This window comes from Aurantivibrio infirmus, assembly GCF_054767315.1.
Genome location: NZ_BAAFSK010000005.1, coordinates 454212 through 472992 on the forward strand (window position 1 = coordinate 454212; position 18781 = coordinate 472992).

The window sequence follows — 18781 nt, forward strand, 5'->3', positions numbered from 1 at the left end:
GCCTTAAATGCAGTAAACCTTTTAGAAAGTCAATGTGACTTTGGGCGGGTTCAGTGGTGTCCCGCCCTTTTTTTACGAGCTGTTTAACAATTAAAAATAAGATTTCTTGAATTAATGCAACGCTAAGAAAAGAAATATTTAAAAATAGATTTGAGATTAACGAGAAAATAATATGTCGTCGGTAAGAGAAATTAACATGGGAAATCTTAGTGCAGTCAGTGAGATGCGCGAAGATGGCTGCGAGATAATTTCTTGCGTCACAGAGCTACAGCAATACCCTACAACAATGTTGAGTCGACTTACCCATTGGGCGGCTGAAAAGCCGGAACAGATTTTTCTCGCCAAACGTGACCCCAAGAATAATGATCAGTGGCAAACGCTGACATATCTACAAGCGTGGAATAAAGTAAGACATATCGCAAGCGCGTTGGCGGAACGAGATCTTTCTCAAGATCGCCCAATCGCTATTTTGTCCGGCAACGATATAAATCATGCGCTACTGGCTTTGGCGGCAATGTATATTGGTGTACCTTTTGCACCTATCTCGCCGCAGTATTCCCTTGTTTCAACAGACTATTCGAAACTTAAATATTGTTTAAATTTAATAACGCCGGGTTTGGTTTTCGTCGACAAAGGCGAGTTGTATAAAAATGCCTTGCTAGCGGTTGTGAGCGAAGAAACCGAGATTCTTGTGACAGAATCTCCCTTAGCGGAATCTCGATGTACTCTGTTTAGTGAACTAGAAAATACTGAAGTGGATTCGAAAGTCGATGAGGTACACGCTTCTGTAACATCAGAGACTATCGCCAAGTTTTTGTTTTCCTCCGGCTCTACCGGTATGCCAAAAGCGATAATTAACACGCACAAAATGCTTGTTGCAAATCAGCAAATGATTCTTCAAGCTTTGCCGACCTTAGCTGATCCTGCACCAGTTTTGGTTGACTGGCTTCCTTGGAATCATACCTTTGGCGGAAATCATAATTTCGGTATCGTCTTATACAACGGCGGAACCTTGTATATCGATGATGGCAAACCAACGCCAAAAGGTTTTTTGGAATCGATTAAGAATTTGAAAGAGATTGCCCCTACGGCTTTTTACAATGTGCCGAAAGGTTTTGAGGAATTAGTAAAACATTTAAAAGCAGACGAACAATTGCGGGAGAAGTTTTTTAGTCGAGTTAATATGTTGTTTTACGCCGGTGCGGGATTGTCGCAACCGGTATGGGATGCCTTAGAAGAGTTGGCGTTGGCGACTTGCGGAGAGCGCATTATGATCGTCACAGGTTTGGGTTGCACCGAAACGGCACCATCCGCAATGTTTACTACTGGCGATGGAGGCTTTGCTGGTTGGTTGGGTTTGCCCGTGCCCGGTGTAGAAGCAAAGTTGGTAAAAGTTGGTTCTAAAACAGAAATTCGTTTTCGAGGAGACAGTGTCACTCCGGGTTACTGGCGAGAACCAGAGTTAACAGCGAAAGCTAAAGATGAAGAGGGGTTCTTTTGTACTGGCGATGCAGTTAAGTTTGTTGATGAAAATGATTTACAGCGCGGTTTTAGATTTGACGGCAGAATTTCAGAAGATTTTAAACTGGATACCGGTACTTGGGTTAGCGCAGGGCCTTTGAGGGCAAAATTCTTGGATCACTTTGGGCCACTGGTTAAAGATGTTGTGATAGCCGGTCGTGATCGCTCTTTTGTTAGCGCCTTGGTGTTTCCGGATTTGGATAGTTGCCGAATGCTTAGTTCGAAACTGGCACATTGTAGTGATACAGAGATTTGTTCGAGTGCGGTAATCAAAGAAGAATTTAAAAAAATGCTGAGTGAATTTTCAAAGCAAGCAACGGGAAGCTCAAATTTAATTAAAAAAATTCTGTTGCTTGCTGACCCGCCTTCTTTAGATGCCCATGAAATTACCGACAAAGGTTCATTGAATGCAAGTGCGATTCAAGAAAATCGAAAAAATGATATTGAATTGCTCTATCAAGTAGGTAAAAAAAATGACTTCTCGGTGGAGATTTAAATCAACTCGTCTGGTTTAACTTTATAGGTATCAACAAGAAAGGCGACACTTCTGTGTCGCCTTTCTTATTTTTAAAACCCTAGCGTGAATGACTAATTATCTTCAATCACCGCATAATTCTTTTGCACTTTTAAGAAAAGCAGCAAGGCCGCCGCAATCAAGGAACCCAAGGCGAGAATGAATGCGACAGTGGGTAACCCAAATCCAGCATCAAATAAAAATCCTGCGAGGATTGGGGATAGCACAGCGCCCCCGCGGCCAATTCCGATCGCGAAACCGGTTCCAAATGCTCTTACATGTGTTGGGAACGAATGAGCGAATAGGGCGTAAAGGCCGACCACACCCGCGTTGGTACAAAAGCCCGCCACCGCACAAAGAATAGAGAGTGTGCTCAAATCCGCCGGGCTTCGACCAAATAATGTAACCATCAAAGTCGAGATTACCAAGATCGCTATGCTAAGGTGTTTTACATCAAGCTTTAGCGTGAGTAACCCAAATAAAAGACCGCCAACTAAGCCGCCGACATTTGCCCATACAAGAACGTCCGCCGCAGAAGAGGCAAGAAAGCCCATATCGACGACAATTTTGGGTACCCACTTGAGAATAAAATAAAAGGTTGTGATATGAAAAAAGTAAGCGGCGGTAACAATTAGCGTTGTGGCAACTAAGCCAGGTGCAAAAATATCACCGATAGATCGTTTACGAACCGCCTCACTGATAACCGGCATGCTAGAAATTACAGGCTTGCTAATATGCTTTAATACTTTATTGACTCTATCGACAGCACCTAGGGGTTGTTTCTGAGTTAGCCAGTGAACGGATTCTGGAACGAAAAAATAAACTAAAGGAATAGAAACAAAAGTTACACCAGCGCCGAAATAAAATACGCTACGCCAATTCATTGTTTCCAACATCGCAGAAGTGACAAGACCGCCGATGACTGCTCCGAGTGGATAACCAATTGTCATTAATGAGACATTTAGGTGGCGCCATTTATTATTCGAAAACTCAGCGGCGACAGCATTTATTGATGCCAACATACCGCCAATTCCTAGACCAGTTATTACTCGCCAAATAGATAGATCAACGACACCTTTTACTGTGGTTGCCATAAACATTCCGATAGCCATTATGCACAGACAGCTTAATATAATTGGACGTCGGCCGAATTTATCTGCCATGCCACCAATCACTATAGAGCCGATACACATGCCGATCAGTTCCATCGATAAAACAATGCCCAGTGCAGCTCTATCAATTCCCCATTCGGCGGCAATTCCAGGTGAAGCAAAACTAATTGCGAGTACATCGAACCCATCGAGGGCATTAAGGCCAATGGTGATCGCCACCACAAATACTTGCAGTCCGCTCATTGGAGAATTCGAAATCATTTCTCTTGGGTCTTGACTCATCTAGCTTGCTCCTAATTATTATTTTTATCTTTACTGAAAAGATTTCATATTTGTATTTTTTTGAATGCTACAAAATTGAATCATAAATATTTTGTCGTTAGGTACTTTCTTCCAGGATCATTTTGTCGATTACTCTGCGAGCATGAACGCCACCGGCATCGATATTAAGTGAGATCAATCGACGCTCAGGGTTTCGCAATAAGCTGGCTTGTTGTTTTTCGAGAACTTCCAAATCTTCGGCGAAAATTTTCCCTTGCGATTGCCTAACGGTCTCGGTTAGTTCGCTATCATTGACATTAAAGTTTCGCGCTAAGCCCCAAAAATAATGGCAGCTTGTTTTGGTTTCGGGGGTGATTAAATCAACCACGATTCCTGAGGCACGTTTACTTGCTTCAGCGTTTTGAATCCCACAGTCCGCATGAGCCACTCCCACTTCGATCATGACTTGTGACGGTTTGATATAACGACAAACTTGCCAGCGATCACAAAGAACATCATGTGCTGCGTTATTGGCTTTTAAAGCGTCTTGCCAAAAGGGGGGGGCGGGAATTTTGTACATAGTTCTAGAAACGCGGACTTCTCCATTTTCTATAGCGGTAATAGGCGCGCTTTCTTCAATTTCTGGTTGACCAATGCTGTCCGAATGCACATAGGTTTCATGAGTTAGGTCCATCAAATTATCGATCAATAGCCGATAATCGCATTTCATATGGTAGTAATCGCCACCATAAGCCCAATCGGGACTGTTGGCCCAGGCTAAGTCGGGGATTAGCTCAGGATTAGCGAGCTCTGCATTACCAGGCCAAAGCCAAATAAACCCATGACGCTCAATGACAGGGTAGGCATGGATGCCTCGTAATCTAGAAACGTCCTGTCCCTTCATGCTGTGGCAACTGCCGTCGCAATTAACCACCATGCCGTGGTAACCGCAGGCAATTTTACCGTTTTCGATTACTCCTTCAGACAGGGGCAGGCCTCGGTGTGGGCAAAAATCTTCCAGAGCAATAGCTTGTTTTTTATCGTTCCTAAATAGAACCACATGTTTGTCGCAGATAACCCGGCCAAGTGGCTTGCCATTCAGTTCCTGGGGCATTGCCGCGACGTACCAACAGTTTTCGGGCCAGGTTCGCTGTTCGGACATGCTATATCGTTCCTCTATTTTACTGGCACTAAAGGCAAGGACTTGTATGCTCAGTGTGAATTCAATAATGAGGTGGCATTAGCCTTTAGGTTTGATTGGTTAAATTAGTATGTGAGTTAAACAAAACTAAGTGGCTAAGTAAAATGATAATTTTGTCGTTTTAGTTGATTGTTCCTTCATCTGAAATGCACGTAGTAGCTTTGTAAGGTCACTATGATTTTTTATTCTTCCGAGCCAGTTTAAGAGGTTTGAAGGACGCTTCGAGCGCCTCTTTTTTGAGCAGCAATCCGAATTCAATATCAATGGAATCTGCTTTAAAAACTCATTCGAAATCTCTTGTATTGAACACCTTCGGTAGCTGTGGCACAATCAGCACCCCTTTCTTTTAGGCCAAGTTGTTTTTTGTCATTATGTGATAAAAATCAATAAGATATCGAGCTATCTTAATTTTTTCATTAAGAGCGGTATGGCGGCAGGAAGTCTTTTAGCGGTCGTGGTGAAATTGGTAGACACGCCAGATTTAGGTTCTGGTGCCGCAAGGTGTGAGAGTTCAAGTCTCTCCGACCGCACCAATTTAGAAAACAATACCAGTCAAAACTTTGATTCATTCTTAGGCGATGAAACTCGCTGAGAGTGAATAATGAAAACCGTGAGGAAACGTATGCAAGTTTCGGTTGAAACAACATCGGGTTTAGAGCGCAAATTAACTGTTGGCGTGCCCGCTGAACAAGTGGATGGAGAAGTAGCCAAGCGACTTCAAGATGCAGCAGGTAAAGTCAAAATTAACGGTTTTCGTTCTGGCAAAGTGCCGCTAAAAGTTGTTAAGCAGCGATTGGGCGATGGTATTCGACAGGAAGTTTTGGGTGATGTCATTAACCGCACCTACTTCGAAGCATTGCAAAAGGAAGATATAAAACCAGCGGGGCTTCCCACTATTGATACGACGACAAACGTTGAAGGCAAAGATTTAGAGTTTGTTGCGATTTTTGAAGTTTATCCTGAAATTGATCTCGTTGATTTGTCGACCTTGGCCGTGGAAAAACCGCTTGCCGAAATCGAAGAAAAAGACATCGACACCATGATCGAAAATCTGAGAACCCAACAAGCGACCTGGGAAGACCTTGATCGTGCCGCGAAAGAAGGTGATCAGGTAACTATCGATTATCTCGGTACTAAAGATGGTGAAGAGTTTGCCGGAGGCAAAGCGGAAGGGCAAAAATTGGAGTTAGGCTCCAATTCAATGATCCCAGGTTTTGAGTCTGGTATCGTTGGTATGAAAGCAGGAGACGAAAAAACCTTGTCCCTGTCTTTTCCTGATGATTATCATGCGGAAGAACTCAAAGGCGCCGCCGTTGAGTTTGCAATTAAGTTGCATTCCGTTGCTGAGAAAAAATTACCTGAGATTGATGAAGAATTTTTTAAAAAGTTTGGTGTTGAAGAAAATAATCTTGAAGCGTTTCGTAACGAAGTTAAATCCAATATGGAACGTGAGCTTGCCAACGCAAAAAAAATGTCAATAAAAACACAAGTATTGGATGCGCTTTTTGAATCTCAAAAAGTTGAACTTCCGAAAGCTTTGATAAGTAATGAAATTGACAACATGCGGAAGCAAATGATGCAGCAGTTCGGTGATGCTGCAAAATCTATGGATATGACGCAATTGTTACCCGATACAATGTTTGAAGAGCAGGCAACGAAGCGTGTTTCACTTGGGCTTATCATCAATGAAATTATCAGCGCTCAGGAAATAAAACCTGAAGACGATCGTGTTAAAAAGGCAATTGCTGAAATTGCGGCAACCTACGATCAACCTGAAGATGTCATTAGATATTACACTTCTAATCAAGAAGCTAAGGCGAATGTCGAAGCGATGGTTTTGGAAGAGCAAGTCATTGATTACATTTTGGCCGGAGCTAAGGTGACAGAAAAACAAACGGATTACCAAGCTTTAATGGAATCGCAAAAAGGCCAGTAAGATTTTTTGGGGAGGCTAGGTCGGCTAGCCTTTCCCATATTTTCCTTAGTGTTACTCAAAACTCCTAGCTATTTGGCTGTTCAAATATTTTACAAATCGTGCCGATTACCATCAATTTTCTTGCGTTGTTTAAAGAGAACGAAAAATTCGTCCGCGCTATAAGCATATCTTCTCAAAATTCTCTCACTTGGGCTGGCATAACCAGGGATCTCGGTTTAAGCTCTTGAATAGCTGCGCGTAAATTTCACCTTGGCGCCCTAATTTATAATTTACGGTTAAGGTGAGACGCGATCGAAGATCCGTCCGGTTTTCCCAGCTAAAATATTTCTAACCACGTGGGACAACAAACAAAATGGCTAATCCTGATTACACGAAAACTGCTCCAGATATCTCGAATGTGGGCGTTCCAATTGTTATAGAACAAACTGCGCGCGGCGAGAGATCATTCGATATCTATTCTCGTCTATTAAAAGAGCGGGTTATTTTTCTGGTTGGCCAAGTTGAGGATTACATGGCCAATGTTGTTGTTGCTCAATTGTTGTTTTTAGAAGCTGAAAACCCTGATAAGGATATCCATCTTTATATCAATTCTCCCGGCGGCTCAGTGACCGCTGGTTTATCTATCTACGACACCATGCAATATATTCGCCCCGATGTGAGCACGATGTGTATCGGACAGGCCTGTAGCATGGGTTCATTTTTACTGGCAGCTGGTGCTCCAGGAAAACGCTACTGCTTGCCGAATTCACGCATGATGATTCATCAACCAAGCGGTGGCGCCCAGGGGCAGGCTAGTGATATTCATATCCAAGCCCAGGAAATCCTTAAGATTCGTGAGCGTTTGAATGAGATTTACGCAAAGCACACTGGTCGCACAGTAAAGCAAATAGCCGCAGATACCGAGCGTGACAATTTCATGAGTGCTGAAGAATCTAAAAAGTATGGTTTGATAGACGATGTATTGGTCAGTGCCAAGGATTCAGACGAAGCCAAAAAGTGAATCTAACGTGGCTTTTGGTCAAAATACAAACTAATTGACCGAGGTATCGAAGATTAGCGATGCGCGTTAGCCCTTGGCCGTCTAGACTTATGTAGAAACTCGAATTCGGCATAAATAAGCGAAATAGGGTGGAAGTCGGTTATACTGCGGCCTGCGAAAATTGCCCCAAAATGCATTTAAATCGTCATTTTTGGCGTATCTAAGTAATTTGGGCTTGAAAAATTGGTTAAAAGCTATCATCTTTTGAGGTCGATAGTTGTTTTACGGAGTGGATTTAATGTCCGATCGTGGTAACGAAAATGGTAACGACAGCGATAAGCTGCTGTACTGTTCTTTCTGTGGAAAAAGTCAGCACGAAGTACGCAAGTTAATTGCGGGCCCTTCAGTGTTTATATGTGATGAATGTGTCGATCTATGTAATGACATTATTCGTGAAGAAATCCAGGAGAGTAATACAGAGGGTAGCTCGGAAACGCTTCCAACTCCTCAGGAAATTTCCCTTATATTGGATGAATACGTAATTGGTCAAACACGCGCTAAAAAGGTACTTTCTGTCGCTGTTTACAATCACTACAAACGCTTGCGTATTGGCGAAAAGAAAAAGAAAGATAAGGATGATGTTGAACTTAGCAAGAGCAATATTCTTCTTGTTGGGCCAACGGGTAGTGGTAAGACCCTTTTGGCGGAAACCCTTGCAAGACTTTTGAATGTCCCATTCACCATTGCAGATGCAACGACCTTAACCGAAGCGGGTTACGTTGGTGAAGATGTTGAAAACATCATTCAGAAATTACTCCAGAAATGCGACTACGATGTGGAAAAGGCTCAACAAGGCATCGTCTACATCGATGAAATCGACAAGATTTCCCGTAAATCAGATAACCCTTCTATCACTCGCGACGTATCGGGAGAGGGCGTTCAGCAGGCTCTTTTGAAGCTTATTGAAGGTACCGTGGCGTCTGTACCCCCTCAGGGTGGACGTAAGCATCCCCAGCAAGAATTCTTACAAGTAGATACCTCGAATATCTTGTTTATTTGTGGCGGCGCATTTGCTGGCTTAGATAAGATTATTCGTGACCGCTCTGAAAAAGGTGGCATTGGTTTTGGTGCGGAAGTTAAAAGCAAGGACAACAGTAAAAATATTGGTGAAACTTTGCGAGACCTTGGGCCAGAAGATTTGGTTCGCTATGGCTTAATACCGGAGTTCGTAGGTCGTTTACCAGTCATTGCTACTCTTGAGGAATTAGATAAGGCCGCATTGATTCAGATTTTAACTGAACCGAAGAACTCGCTGACTAAGCAATACGCGAAATTGTTCAACATGGAAGGTGTTGAAGTTGACTTCAGAGATGATGCCCTGGAAGCAGTTGCTGAAAAGGCCATGGAGCGCAAAACAGGTGCTCGAGGTCTACGATCGATAATGGAGTCTGTACTCTTAGATACGATGTACCGAATTCCTTCAGAGCAAAATGTTGCAAAAGTTGTCGTTGATGATTCGGTGATTAAGGGAGAATCTGAACCGCTACTTGTCTATGAAAACGCAGAGTCAAAATCGGCTACTGGAGCATCGAAAGACAAAAGCTCTTAGCTTTTGTTTTTCGTTGTCGGCTAAATAGCGCAGAATAATATTGAGTGGTTGTTTTTTGATCGTCTCACGCTCCGATTGTGACCTTGTTAATTCCGCTTATTAGGATAATCGAGGTTTACGCTTGTAATTCTCACATTCCGCCCCCAATCTTAATGTCAGGTGCATAAAGCATCGATTTTTAGCCGTCGTCTTTAGAGGTTTGAATGACAAATACACCCACTCCACATCCCGATCATAATGAATTGCCATTGCTGCCTCTTCGCGATGTGGTTGTATACCCTCACATGGTTATCCCCTTGTTTGTTGGTAGAGAAAAATCTATCGAAGCCCTCGAAAAGGCGATGACTGCTGATAAGCAGGTACTTTTGGTTGCCCAGAAAAGCGCTACCGAAGATGACCCGAGTGCGGCAGATATCTATTCTATAGGTACCGTTTCAACAATCCTGCAATTACTAAAATTACCTGATGGCACTGTAAAAGTGTTAGTCGAAGGTGGCGCACGCGCGCGAATTCTTTCTGTTGATGATAGACAAAGCCACTTTCGAGCGGTTGTTGAGCCATTGCTCGGCGAAGAAATTCCAGAAAGAGAAGCGGAATTATTAGTACGTTCTGCAATGAATCAATTTGAGCAGTACGTGAATTTAAGTAAAAAAGTTCCCGCAGAAGTCATGACAACATTGACGGGAATTGAAGACCCGGGTCGTTTAGCAGATACCGTTGCAGCTAATATGTCTCTGGAACTCGCGCAGAAACAACAAATTTTAGAAATGCCAAATGTTCGTCCGAGACTGGAACATCTACTTGGGCTAATAGAGTCTGAAATAGATTTGTTTCAAGTTGAGAAAAAAATCCGTGGTCGCGTTAAAAAGCAAATGGAAAAAAGCCAGCGCGAGTATTACCTCAATGAACAAATGAAGGCAATTCAAAAAGAATTGGGCGATATGGGCGAAGAGCCTAACGAAGCGGAGGAGATTGAAACAAAAATCCTCGAAGCGGGGATGCCAAAAGAAGCTGAAGAAAAAACCAAAGCCGAACTGAATAAATTAAAAATGATGTCGCCGATGTCTGCTGAGGCATCTGTTGTTCGTGCTTACATTGATTGGATGGTCAGTGTTCCTTGGAAAAAGCGCAGCAAAGTTCGTCATGATCTCAAAAAAGCTGAGGCAATTTTAGAAGAAGATCATTATGGTCTTGAAGAAGTAAAAGAAAGAATTCTTGAATATTTAGCCGTACAGCAACGTGTGAAAAAAGTTAAAGGGCCGGTTCTGTGTTTAGTAGGGCCTCCCGGCGTAGGTAAGACATCTTTAGGTGAGTCTATTGCCCGCGCAACGAATCGAAAGTTCGTGAGAATGGCTCTAGGCGGTGTTCGAGACGAAGCGGAAATTCGTGGCCATCGTCGAACTTACATTGGTTCGTTACCAGGTAAACTGATTCAAAAAATGTCGAAAGCAGGTGTTAAGAATCCGCTATTCTTACTCGATGAAGTCGACAAGATGGGTATGGACCATCGCGGTGATCCTGCTTCCGCTTTATTAGAAGTCCTCGATCCTGAGCAAAATAATACCTTTAACGATCACTACCTTGAAGTTGATTTTGATCTTTCCGATGTCATGTTCGTCTGTACCTCAAACTCCATGAATATTCCCGGTCCGCTTCTGGATCGAATGGAAGTGATAAGAATTCCAGGTTATACCGAAGACGAAAAAGTAAATATTTCGATGCGCTATTTAGTTCCTAAGCAAATGAAGCGGAACGGGCTAAAGAAAGGCGAGCTTAGTATTGACGAGTCAGCAGTTCGTGATGTCATTCGATATTATTCACGCGAAGCAGGAGTTCGCGGGCTTGATCGCGAAATCGCAAAGATTTGCCGCAAAGTTGTTACTAAAGCAGTTAAAAGTAATCAAGGCAAAGAAAAAACCTCTGCTACGCAAACCGTCACACCAGAATTGTTAGAAGAATATTTAGGTGTGCGTAAATTTGATTACGGACGAGCTGAAGAAGAAAACCAAATTGGACAAGTAACCGGTTTGGCCTGGACGCAAGTTGGGGGTGAATTGTTGACGATTGAGTCATCCTCTGTTCGCGGTAAAGGAAGGGTTGTTAAAACCGGCTCTTTGGGCGACGTGATGCAAGAGTCTATACAAGCAGCACTGACTGTTGTTCGTTCGCGGTCTAAAGTTTTGGGAGTGCATCCCGATTTTCATGAGAAATACGATATACATATCCATGTGCCGGAAGGAGCAACGCCTAAAGATGGACCTAGTGCAGGTATAGCGATGTGTACCGCTTTAGTCTCGGTTTTATCGAATATACCAGTGCGAAGTGATGTCGCGATGACGGGAGAGATAACCTTGCGCGGTGAGGTTTTAAAAATTGGCGGATTGAAAGAAAAGCTTTTGGCTGCACATAGAGGCGGAATTAAGCATGTTATCATCCCCGCTGATAATGAACCTGACCTAAAAGAAATACCAAATAATATTACTGAAGAGATGGAAATTCACCCTGTTAAGTGGATCGATCAGGTTTTGGAGGTGGCACTAGTTCATATGCCACGGCCTTTTTCGGATGAAGAATATAAAGCCTTAGAAGCAAAAGCGTACGATACTGAATCTTCTAGAGATTTGATTCAAGCGCATTAGCAAAACTGTTTAGTGTCGATATGTTTTTGCGGTGATTTTGTAAGCGTCGTTGGTTGAGTGAATTGGCTCTAAGCGGAATTTTAATTCAGTCAGTCTGCTCGTTAGTTATAAAAAGAATTCATATTTTTTACCAGCTAACCCCTTGCTAACAAAGAGCTCAGCTCCAAACGGTTAAAAACCGCCCAGATAGTGAATTCTTCTTCTCATTTGATGAATGGGTTCTTGACCCTCCCTTGAGCAGTTGGTATAAATCGCAGTTCGATTCTAGGCGGGTCACAGTAAGTTAAAGAACCGTGTATTGGGTTATTTTTTTGTGAGGCTCACAGTTAGCTCCAAAGTCTATTCCCTTTTCTTGTTTCGGAAACCCCAACTGTAGATACAAAAGAAGTAACTGCAAAATTGGAATCCCCAAAAATTCTCGAAATTAATAATAAGAGGTATTAAGAGTGAATAAATCTGAGCTGATTGAAGCGATTGCTGCATCTGCAGATATTCCAAAGGCGGCCGCAGGTCGGGCGTTAGATGCAATGGTTGATTCCGTTGCCGATACATTAAAAAAAGGCGACCAAGTTGTTTTAGTTGGTTTTGGTACTTTTAGTGTAAAAGACCGAGCTGCACGTACTGGTCGAAATCCTCAAACTGGTCAGCCAATTCAAATTGCAGCCGCTAGAATTCCTAGTTTTAAAGCGGGCAAGGCATTGAAAGACGCCGTTAATTAAGATGTGTCAAGACAGGTTTTTCTAAGCAGATTTTTTCAATATAAGTAATTTGATATTAAAACTTGAAGCATCCAAAAGCTCTATTACAGAATTAGTTCGGGGTTATCGTACGATAGCAATAAATTGAATGATAGAGAGGCGCATCAAGCTGTGATGCGCCTTTTTTTGTTTACAGTAGCGGTCTTAGTCAACACATTTGGTAAAATATTAAGTACAAAAATTTTTATTTCTGAGACGAGAGCTTACCGCTCTCAAATTTAAAAGATAATTAAACTAACTAAAGCAGCTGCCAGATTTCGTAATTCAATACAGCTGCGGTCTAAAAGTAGAGTTAAAACCCTACTTAAGAAACTTAGAGGATCATCATGTTACAAAGCATTCGTAATAATCTTAAGGGTGCGGTGGCAGTCATCGTAATTGGAATAATGGTAGTGCCTTTGGTGCTGTTTGGAGTTGACTCCATATTCGTAAATTCTGGCAGTGATCCCGAAGTCGCCAATGTGAATGGTATTAGCATCACCGAAAATGAATTGCGACTTGGAATAGCGAGACAAAAAGACCAATACAGACAACGTTTTGGTGACAGTTTACCCCTAGACTTATTTTCAGACGAAGCTCTGAGAGAACCGGTTTTGAAAGACTTAATTCTAAAGGCGGTATTACTGGACGCCGGTAATGAAGGCGGTATGCATATTTCTGACCGACGTGTGAATGAGCTTTTAGTCACCGCTCCAGGGTTTCAAATTGATGGCAAGTTTAGCGAAGACCTTTATAGGCAAGCAGCATATAACCAAAATTTAACGCCCTTGGCCTATCGTAAGCAGATAGGCGAATCGATCGTTCTTGATCAACAAATTTCTGGTTTGTCCGCGAGTGGATTTATCACTGAAGAAGAGCTTGAACGCCTCGCCTTGATCTCGCAACAAAAAAGGAATTTTTATTACTTAACGATTCCATTAGCCCCAACTCAAGCGGAAATCGAAATAGATGATGAAGCCTCGATGGCGTATTACGAGGAGAATAAAAATAATTACGAAAGCCCAGAGCAAGTATCAATTGAGTATATCGAGATAAAATTAGACGATATTGCAAGTGGCATAGAAGTATCTGAAGCGAGTGTTCGAGAGCAGTATGAACAAGATGTTGCTGCGTACACCGCAGTTATTGAACGAAGCGTTGCACATATTTTCTTTGAAAAGAAAGATGACGGAAGTGAGCAAGCGAAAATTGCAGAAGTGCAAAGTCGCCTGGCGAACGGAGACGACTTCGCGACTTTAGCCGCCGAGTTCTCAGATGATTTCGGAACTAAAAATTTAGGTGGTGAGTTAGGGGTGATTTCTGATTATTCCGTTTTCCCAAATGGTGCGGAAGCAGCGTTGGAAAGTATTGCCGTAGGAGAATACACCTCGCCGATAGCAGGTAGTGATGGTATTCATATTGTTAAATTACTCGATGAATATGGCGCAACTCCGCCTGCATTTGAAGAAGAAAAAGCACGTATTAAGCGAGTATTGGTAAATGCAGAAGCCGAAGAGATATATCTAGGGTTGACAGAAGAGCTCGCTGAAAAGAGTTATAACGCCTCTACCCTTGGAGAGGTCGCTGAAGATCTCAATCTCAGTTTACAAGTCTCCAGTCCTTTTGGGCGTTCAGGTGGTTTCGGAGTAGCGAGTATTCCGCAAGTTGTCGAAGCCTCATTTACCGATGACGTTCTTATTGAGGGTAATACAAGTTCTTTACTCGAGCTGGCAGCGGATCACGTGTTGGTTTTGCGTGTGACCGATCACCAAGTTGCGCGTATTCTAGATTTTGAAGAAGTGAAAGCTGAGATAGTCAATGAATTAAAACGCGAACAAGCAATCGCTAAGCTTGAAGAGCTTGGTGAGGCGTTCAAGCAAGAAGTTGTGGCAGGTAAAAGTATTGAGGAAATTGCGATTGCAAACGAATACGAATGGCAAGTGAGCTTAGATACAGGACGTGCTGACCCACAAGTGCCCAGTGAAGTATTGAGCCATGCTTTTAATATGGGAAAGCCTGACAATAACTCCATCGTGAATGGACTTACAACGGCTTCTGGTGATTACGTACTTATTAATCTCACTAGAGTTACCGAAGCGGATTATGCGAGTATTTCAGACGCTGAAAAGACAAACATTAAGCAGCAATTGGCAAATATGAATGCAGACCTTGGTTTGTCTGCGTACCAACAAGAATTACAGGCGCTTGCGAAAATAAAACAATAGCTCAGTAAGTTAGTCTGTAAAAAAGCGGCAGTTTAAGGCCGTGTAGTAGATTTGGTTAAGCGCATAAAGGATGGTTCTAAGTTGAATTGCTGGCAGCTCGCCAGCAATTTCGACCGCTTTCTTTCGCTTGATACAGTGCTTGGTCAGCGGCCTCAAGCCAATTTTTTGGTGATTTAAATTGCGAGTTTAATTCTGCGACGCCGAGACTGATGGTGAATTTCATTTCGATACCCTCGTGAAAGACCACCAAACTTTCGATATTTTTCCTCATTCGTTCTGCAAATAAACTGGCACCTTCAATACCAGCATTGACTAAAAGTATTGCAAACTCTTCGCCACCGTAACGGCCTGCGATATCCACCTCTCTTATTGTTGCGCGCACTGTTTCAGCAGTTTGACGAATAACTTCATCACCGGCGGGATGTCCGTGGCTGTCATTAATTTTTTTGAAGTGATCAATGTCAAACATTACTAAACTCATCGCGTTAGGTTGTCGCTGATAGCGACGATGCTCTGTGTTTAAACATTCCTCCCACCAACCTCGATTGTATAAGCCCGTTAGGCGATCCGTTCGGCTAAGGTGTTCTAGTTTGGCGTTGGCTGTTTTCATGCCTTCTTTATTAACGGCAGTATCGGTAACGTCGTAAATTATTAGGCAAATATGATCGACTTGGCCTTGTGTGCTGAGCAGAGGGATGATGGAGCAATTTTGATACATATAGGGCGCCATTCCTGTAATGGGCCGATAATTATTGAAACGGAATAGATAGGGACGCTGCTCCCAAGTAGTAAAAGCCGAATTATGTAATACAAGTACTGACTGAACTTTGCGTTTAAACCAGGTTTCAGGTAATTCACTAAACAAACTAAATATAGACTTCCCCATTACTTCAGAAGGCAATAGTGCGCTGTGGTTTTGCATAAAGCTATTCCACAGTTCCACTTCGTAATCCCGATTGAGAACAACAAGGCCAACGTCAATGCTTTGTAGCACATCCATGACCCAGTGGAATTCTTCTAGAATGTTTTCGCGATCATCCATTTTATTTGGTTCGTTTTGAAATAAATTTTAATCAATTAAATAATCTATTTTTTTCATCAAGCGATGAACTGATTCTTCTGTAAGTATTAATAACAAGTCACAATTCACATCAAAGTTTTCTACACGATAATTAATCTCGATCACCAGTGTTTGCTTCCAGTCATTTTGTGTGTTTGCTAATAATTCTTCGATGTCGAGGTGTTGCCCCAATAGTACAGGTGGGCCGTAGCTGAATTCGATATCGAGTTGCTCAGCGATTCCTTTTAAGCAGGCACCGGTAAGTACGTTTGTTGTGTCCATTAATAATTCGTGTTCTGCCTGAGCATCTATCTCTTCTTCGTAATTAAATAAATTGGCGAGATCAGTAAAGCTGGAGTCATTAAAAATTAACATCGCTTCTCCCGCCAAGCCACCACCGAGAAAACCTTGGCAAACCCCTGATACTGAGCGACTGCCTTGCAGAGCTTGCAATGCCATAGTGATGTCGGAAGGTGAAAAAATTTCAACGTGCGGGATGGAAAGAATAACGAATTCGTTGAGAAGGCGAGCAAGATGGTCGGCCGCTTGCCCCATGGCGACATTGCTAATTTCCTGGAGGCAATCTCGTTGGTCGGCGCTAAGCTCGATTGGCTTTGTGATATCTCGTGCTTGTTGCATGAATCCCAATTGTTGTTTTAGTTGGTCGTCGACACTGTTAACAAATCACTCACGATATGCCCGTATCCTTTCTCGTACTATAAGCATGCGCAGATAAAATTGAGCTTCAAGCTATCGCTTAAGCCCAGATTACTTAAGGGTCAAAACCCCAATATTGATTACACGTGCTGCTAATAAGGATAGGCAAAAATATCAATATCAGCTGAATAATTACTGGAAAACATCAATGAGTAATAAAGAAATACGAATTACGTCAATATTTTGACGCCACATCTCTTAATTCTAGGACGGATACTTAAGGGAGGGTCGTTTTGTCAGTCCGAATAGAGTTTAAACGCGCCATGGAGCGTTAGACCTCGAAGCAGGCAACTAAGCGACTCTCTTCGGTGTTTTTCCCCCAGGGAGCTAATTCAGGGGCTGCTTCGCTACAGTGAGCTTGAGCCTTTTTGCAGCGAGTTCGAAATGCGCAACCACTGGGAGGATTGAGTGGAGAGGGTAGATCCCCTTCAAGAAAATCTTGTTGTTTCTGACGATTCAATTTTGGGTCGAGCTCAGGAACAGAATCAATCAGAGCTTGGGTATATGGGTGAACCGGGTTTTTATATAAAGTTTGACTCTCGGCGATCTCTACAGCCTTGCCAAGATACATGACCATAACCTTGTCGCTAATATGCCGGACTATATGCAAATCATGGGCAATAAATATTAGCGCCAAATCCAATTCTTTTTGTAGCTCCATAAGCAAATTAACAATTTGCGCGCGAATGGAGACATCAAGGGCGCTCACGGGCTCATCACAAACGATTAAACGAGGGTTTAAAATTAATGCGCGAGCTATGCCGATACGCTGACATTGTCCACCACTAAATTCATGTGGGTAGCGATTGATGAGGTTTTCGGCCAAGCCAACTTTTGCCATGATATCTTTGACGCGGCTGGCTATTTCTTTTTTCGATAGGTTTTTTTCAAACACCGTTAATGGTTCGCCAATAATCTGCGATAGCGTCATTCTTGGATTCAGCGCAGCGAGAGGATCTTGAAAAATAATTTGCATTATTTTTCTTTGTTCGCGTAATTGAAGTTTGTTTAAGGTCGTTAATGATTGTCCGGCGAGTTCAACAGTTCCGGATGTTGGCGTGAGTAATTGTAAAACCGCTTTTGCCAGTGTTGATTTTCCGCATCCAGATTCACCAACAACACCGAGAGTTTCACCTGCGTTAAGTTCAAAACTTACGCCGTCCACTGCTTTGAGCACTTGGTTTTTCGCGAAGAAACCCGAACTAGGTATCTCGAAATGCATTTTTAAATCTTCGACACGCAAAAGGGGAGTGCTCATTGTCCGGCCTCCTGGTTCGATAATTCTTGATTCAAGGAAGACAAGGGTAAATTTTCTCTATGACAGGCTTTCCAGTGTCCGGAAGTCGTCTCAATTAAATTTGGTCTTTTTTCTAAACACAGCTGGTCTTTGAATTCGCAACGCAAATGAAAAGGGCAGCCACTTGGTGTTTCTAGCATGTTCGGTGGATTGCCAGGAATGCTATAAAGTACTTCATCATGTTTTTGATTAGCCCTGGGTACTGAATGTAATAAGCCTCGCGTATAGGGGTTTTCTGGAGAATAATAAATATCGTCGAGGCTTCCTAATTCCATCATCTGCCCGGCGTAAAGGACCAATACTTGTTCAGCAACACTCGCGACAACACCCAAGTCGTGAGTGATCATAATGATTGCAGTATTAAATTCTTGTTTAATATCGCCAAACAATTTTAGAATTTGTGCCTGAACTGTTACATCTAAAGCAGTCGTAGGTTCGTCAGCAATGATAATCTGCGGGTGGCAAAGCAGCGCCATGGCAATGGCAACGCGTTGGCGCATGCCACCGGAAAACTCATGAGGATAATAATCAATTCTTTTTTTCGCATCCGGAATTTTTACCAAATCTAACATCTCAACGGCACGTTGCTTCGCGCGTGCTTCGTCCATGCCTTCATGATGAACCAGTACCTCTGTCATTTGCGTAGAAATACGTAGATAAGGATTGAGTGAGGTCATCGGATCTTGGAAAATCATCGCGATATCTTTACCGCGAATCTTATTGAGGTTTTTCGCGGGCATAGAAAGCAAAGATTGCTTGTTAAATAGTATCTCGCCGCTAGCGCGGCCATTACTCGCAAGTAGCCCCATAATTCCTAGCATCGCTTGGGTTTTGCCCGAGCCAGACTCGCCAACAATAGCCAGGGTTTCGCTTTTCTCAAGGCTAAAGCTTAGGTCGTTAACGGCATTAACGGTGCCGTCGAGAGTATCAAAACTGATGGTAAGATTTTTAATATCAAGTAAGGCCACAATAT

General features: G+C 42.7%; 13 protein-coding genes and 1 tRNA gene. 8 read left to right on the plus strand and 6 right to left on the minus strand.

All coding sequences use genetic code 11. The features are described from left to right. The first annotated feature begins 172 nt into the window (after nt 1-172). The gene (locus tag ACYUCY_RS13580) at nt 173-2017 is read left to right on the plus strand and encodes a feruloyl-CoA synthase (protein WP_460227044.1); all 1845 of its coding nucleotides are present in this window, start codon (nt 173-175) and stop codon (nt 2015-2017) included. A 92-nt stretch (nt 2018-2109) separates the two neighbouring features. Here ACYUCY_RS13580 and ACYUCY_RS13585 read toward each other — a convergent pair whose 3' ends face one another. Both ACYUCY_RS13585 and ACYUCY_RS13590 read right to left on the minus strand, forming a co-directional pair. Beyond that, nucleotides 2110-3429 carry an MFS transporter gene (locus ACYUCY_RS13585; RefSeq protein WP_460227045.1) on the minus strand — a complete coding sequence of 440 codons (1320 nt, stop codon included), beginning with the start codon at nt 3427-3429 and terminating at the stop codon, nt 2110-2112. Nucleotides 3430-3526: 97 nt separating this feature from the next. Then, nucleotides 3527-4570, minus strand: a complete 1044-nt coding sequence (locus ACYUCY_RS13590) for a Rieske 2Fe-2S domain-containing protein (protein WP_460227046.1) — start codon at nt 4568-4570, stop codon at nt 3527-3529. A gap of 487 nt (nt 4571-5057) precedes the next feature. On the opposite strand from ACYUCY_RS13590, the gene ACYUCY_RS13595 reads away from it, so the two are divergent. The 7 genes from ACYUCY_RS13595 (at nt 5058) to ACYUCY_RS13625 (ending at nt 14734) form a co-directional block, all read left to right on the plus strand. Further along, nucleotides 5058-5142: transfer RNA gene (locus ACYUCY_RS13595), tRNA-Leu, on the plus strand. An 89-nt stretch (nt 5143-5231) separates the two neighbouring features. Continuing rightward, on the plus strand, nt 5232-6545 hold the full coding sequence (gene tig / locus ACYUCY_RS13600; RefSeq protein ID WP_460227086.1) for a trigger factor: 1314 nt from the start codon (nt 5232-5234) through the stop codon (nt 6543-6545). A 352-nt stretch (nt 6546-6897) separates the two neighbouring features. After that, nucleotides 6898-7545, plus strand: a complete 648-nt coding sequence (clpP, locus tag ACYUCY_RS13605) for an ATP-dependent Clp endopeptidase proteolytic subunit ClpP (RefSeq protein ID WP_460227047.1) — start codon at nt 6898-6900, stop codon at nt 7543-7545. 277 nt (nt 7546-7822) lie between these two features. After that, nucleotides 7823-9133, plus strand: coding sequence for an ATP-dependent Clp protease ATP-binding subunit ClpX (gene clpX / locus ACYUCY_RS13610; protein ID WP_460227048.1), 1311 nt, complete (start codon nt 7823-7825; stop codon nt 9131-9133). A gap of 203 nt (nt 9134-9336) precedes the next feature. Further along, nucleotides 9337-11772 (plus strand): endopeptidase La, encoded by a 2436-nt coding sequence (gene lon / locus ACYUCY_RS13615; RefSeq protein WP_460227049.1) that lies wholly within the window; start codon nt 9337-9339, stop codon nt 11770-11772. Between the two features lie 446 nt (nt 11773-12218). Next, complete coding sequence (locus tag ACYUCY_RS13620; RefSeq protein ID WP_460227050.1) at nt 12219-12491, plus strand: HU family DNA-binding protein; 273 nt, start codon at nt 12219-12221, stop codon at nt 12489-12491. A 365-nt stretch (nt 12492-12856) separates the two neighbouring features. Next, nucleotides 12857-14734, plus strand: coding sequence for a SurA N-terminal domain-containing protein (locus ACYUCY_RS13625; RefSeq protein WP_460227051.1), 1878 nt, complete (start codon nt 12857-12859; stop codon nt 14732-14734). 76 nt (nt 14735-14810) lie between these two features. Here the strand turns inward: ACYUCY_RS13625 and ACYUCY_RS13630 are convergent, their stop codons facing one another. The 4 genes from ACYUCY_RS13630 to ACYUCY_RS13645 all read right to left on the minus strand — a co-directional run bounded on the left by ACYUCY_RS13630 (nt 14811) and on the right by ACYUCY_RS13645 (nt 18776). Further along, nucleotides 14811-15776, minus strand: coding sequence for a GGDEF domain-containing protein (locus ACYUCY_RS13630; protein ID WP_460227052.1), 966 nt, complete (start codon nt 15774-15776; stop codon nt 14811-14813). A gap of 27 nt (nt 15777-15803) precedes the next feature. After that, nucleotides 15804-16433, minus strand: a complete 630-nt coding sequence (locus ACYUCY_RS13635; RefSeq protein ID WP_460227053.1) for a histidine kinase — start codon at nt 16431-16433, stop codon at nt 15804-15806. Nucleotides 16434-16782: 349 nt separating this feature from the next. Next, complete coding sequence (locus ACYUCY_RS13640) at nt 16783-17769, minus strand: ABC transporter ATP-binding protein (protein WP_460227054.1); 987 nt, start codon at nt 17767-17769, stop codon at nt 16783-16785. After that, nucleotides 17766-18776 carry an ABC transporter ATP-binding protein gene (locus ACYUCY_RS13645; protein ID WP_460227055.1) on the minus strand — a complete coding sequence of 337 codons (1011 nt, stop codon included), beginning with the start codon at nt 18774-18776 and terminating at the stop codon, nt 17766-17768. Before ACYUCY_RS13645 ends, ACYUCY_RS13640 begins: the two co-directional genes overlap by 4 nt. Nucleotides 18777-18781 lie beyond the last annotated feature (5 nt).

Coding starts and splice junctions, on each gene's coding strand:
- ACYUCY_RS13580 (WP_460227044.1), top strand. CDS start 173: ATGTCGTCGGTAAGAGAAATTAACATGGGAAATCTTAGTGCAGTCAGT.
- ACYUCY_RS13585 (WP_460227045.1), bottom strand. CDS start 3,429: ATGAGTCAAGACCCAAGAGAAATGATTTCGAATTCTCCAATGAGCGGA.
- ACYUCY_RS13590 (WP_460227046.1), bottom strand. CDS start 4,570: ATGTCCGAACAGCGAACCTGGCCCGAAAACTGTTGGTACGTCGCGGCA.
- tig (WP_460227086.1), top strand. CDS start 5,232: ATGCAAGTTTCGGTTGAAACAACATCGGGTTTAGAGCGCAAATTAACT.
- clpP (WP_460227047.1), top strand. CDS start 6,898: ATGGCTAATCCTGATTACACGAAAACTGCTCCAGATATCTCGAATGTG.
- clpX (WP_460227048.1), top strand. CDS start 7,823: ATGTCCGATCGTGGTAACGAAAATGGTAACGACAGCGATAAGCTGCTG.
- lon (WP_460227049.1), top strand. CDS start 9,337: ATGACAAATACACCCACTCCACATCCCGATCATAATGAATTGCCATTG.
- ACYUCY_RS13625 (WP_460227051.1), top strand. CDS start 12,857: ATGTTACAAAGCATTCGTAATAATCTTAAGGGTGCGGTGGCAGTCATC.
- ACYUCY_RS13630 (WP_460227052.1), bottom strand. CDS start 15,776: ATGGATGATCGCGAAAACATTCTAGAAGAATTCCACTGGGTCATGGAT.
- ACYUCY_RS13635 (WP_460227053.1), bottom strand. CDS start 16,433: ATGCAACAAGCACGAGATATCACAAAGCCAATCGAGCTTAGCGCCGAC.
- ACYUCY_RS13640 (WP_460227054.1), bottom strand. CDS start 17,769: ATGAGCACTCCCCTTTTGCGTGTCGAAGATTTAAAAATGCATTTCGAG.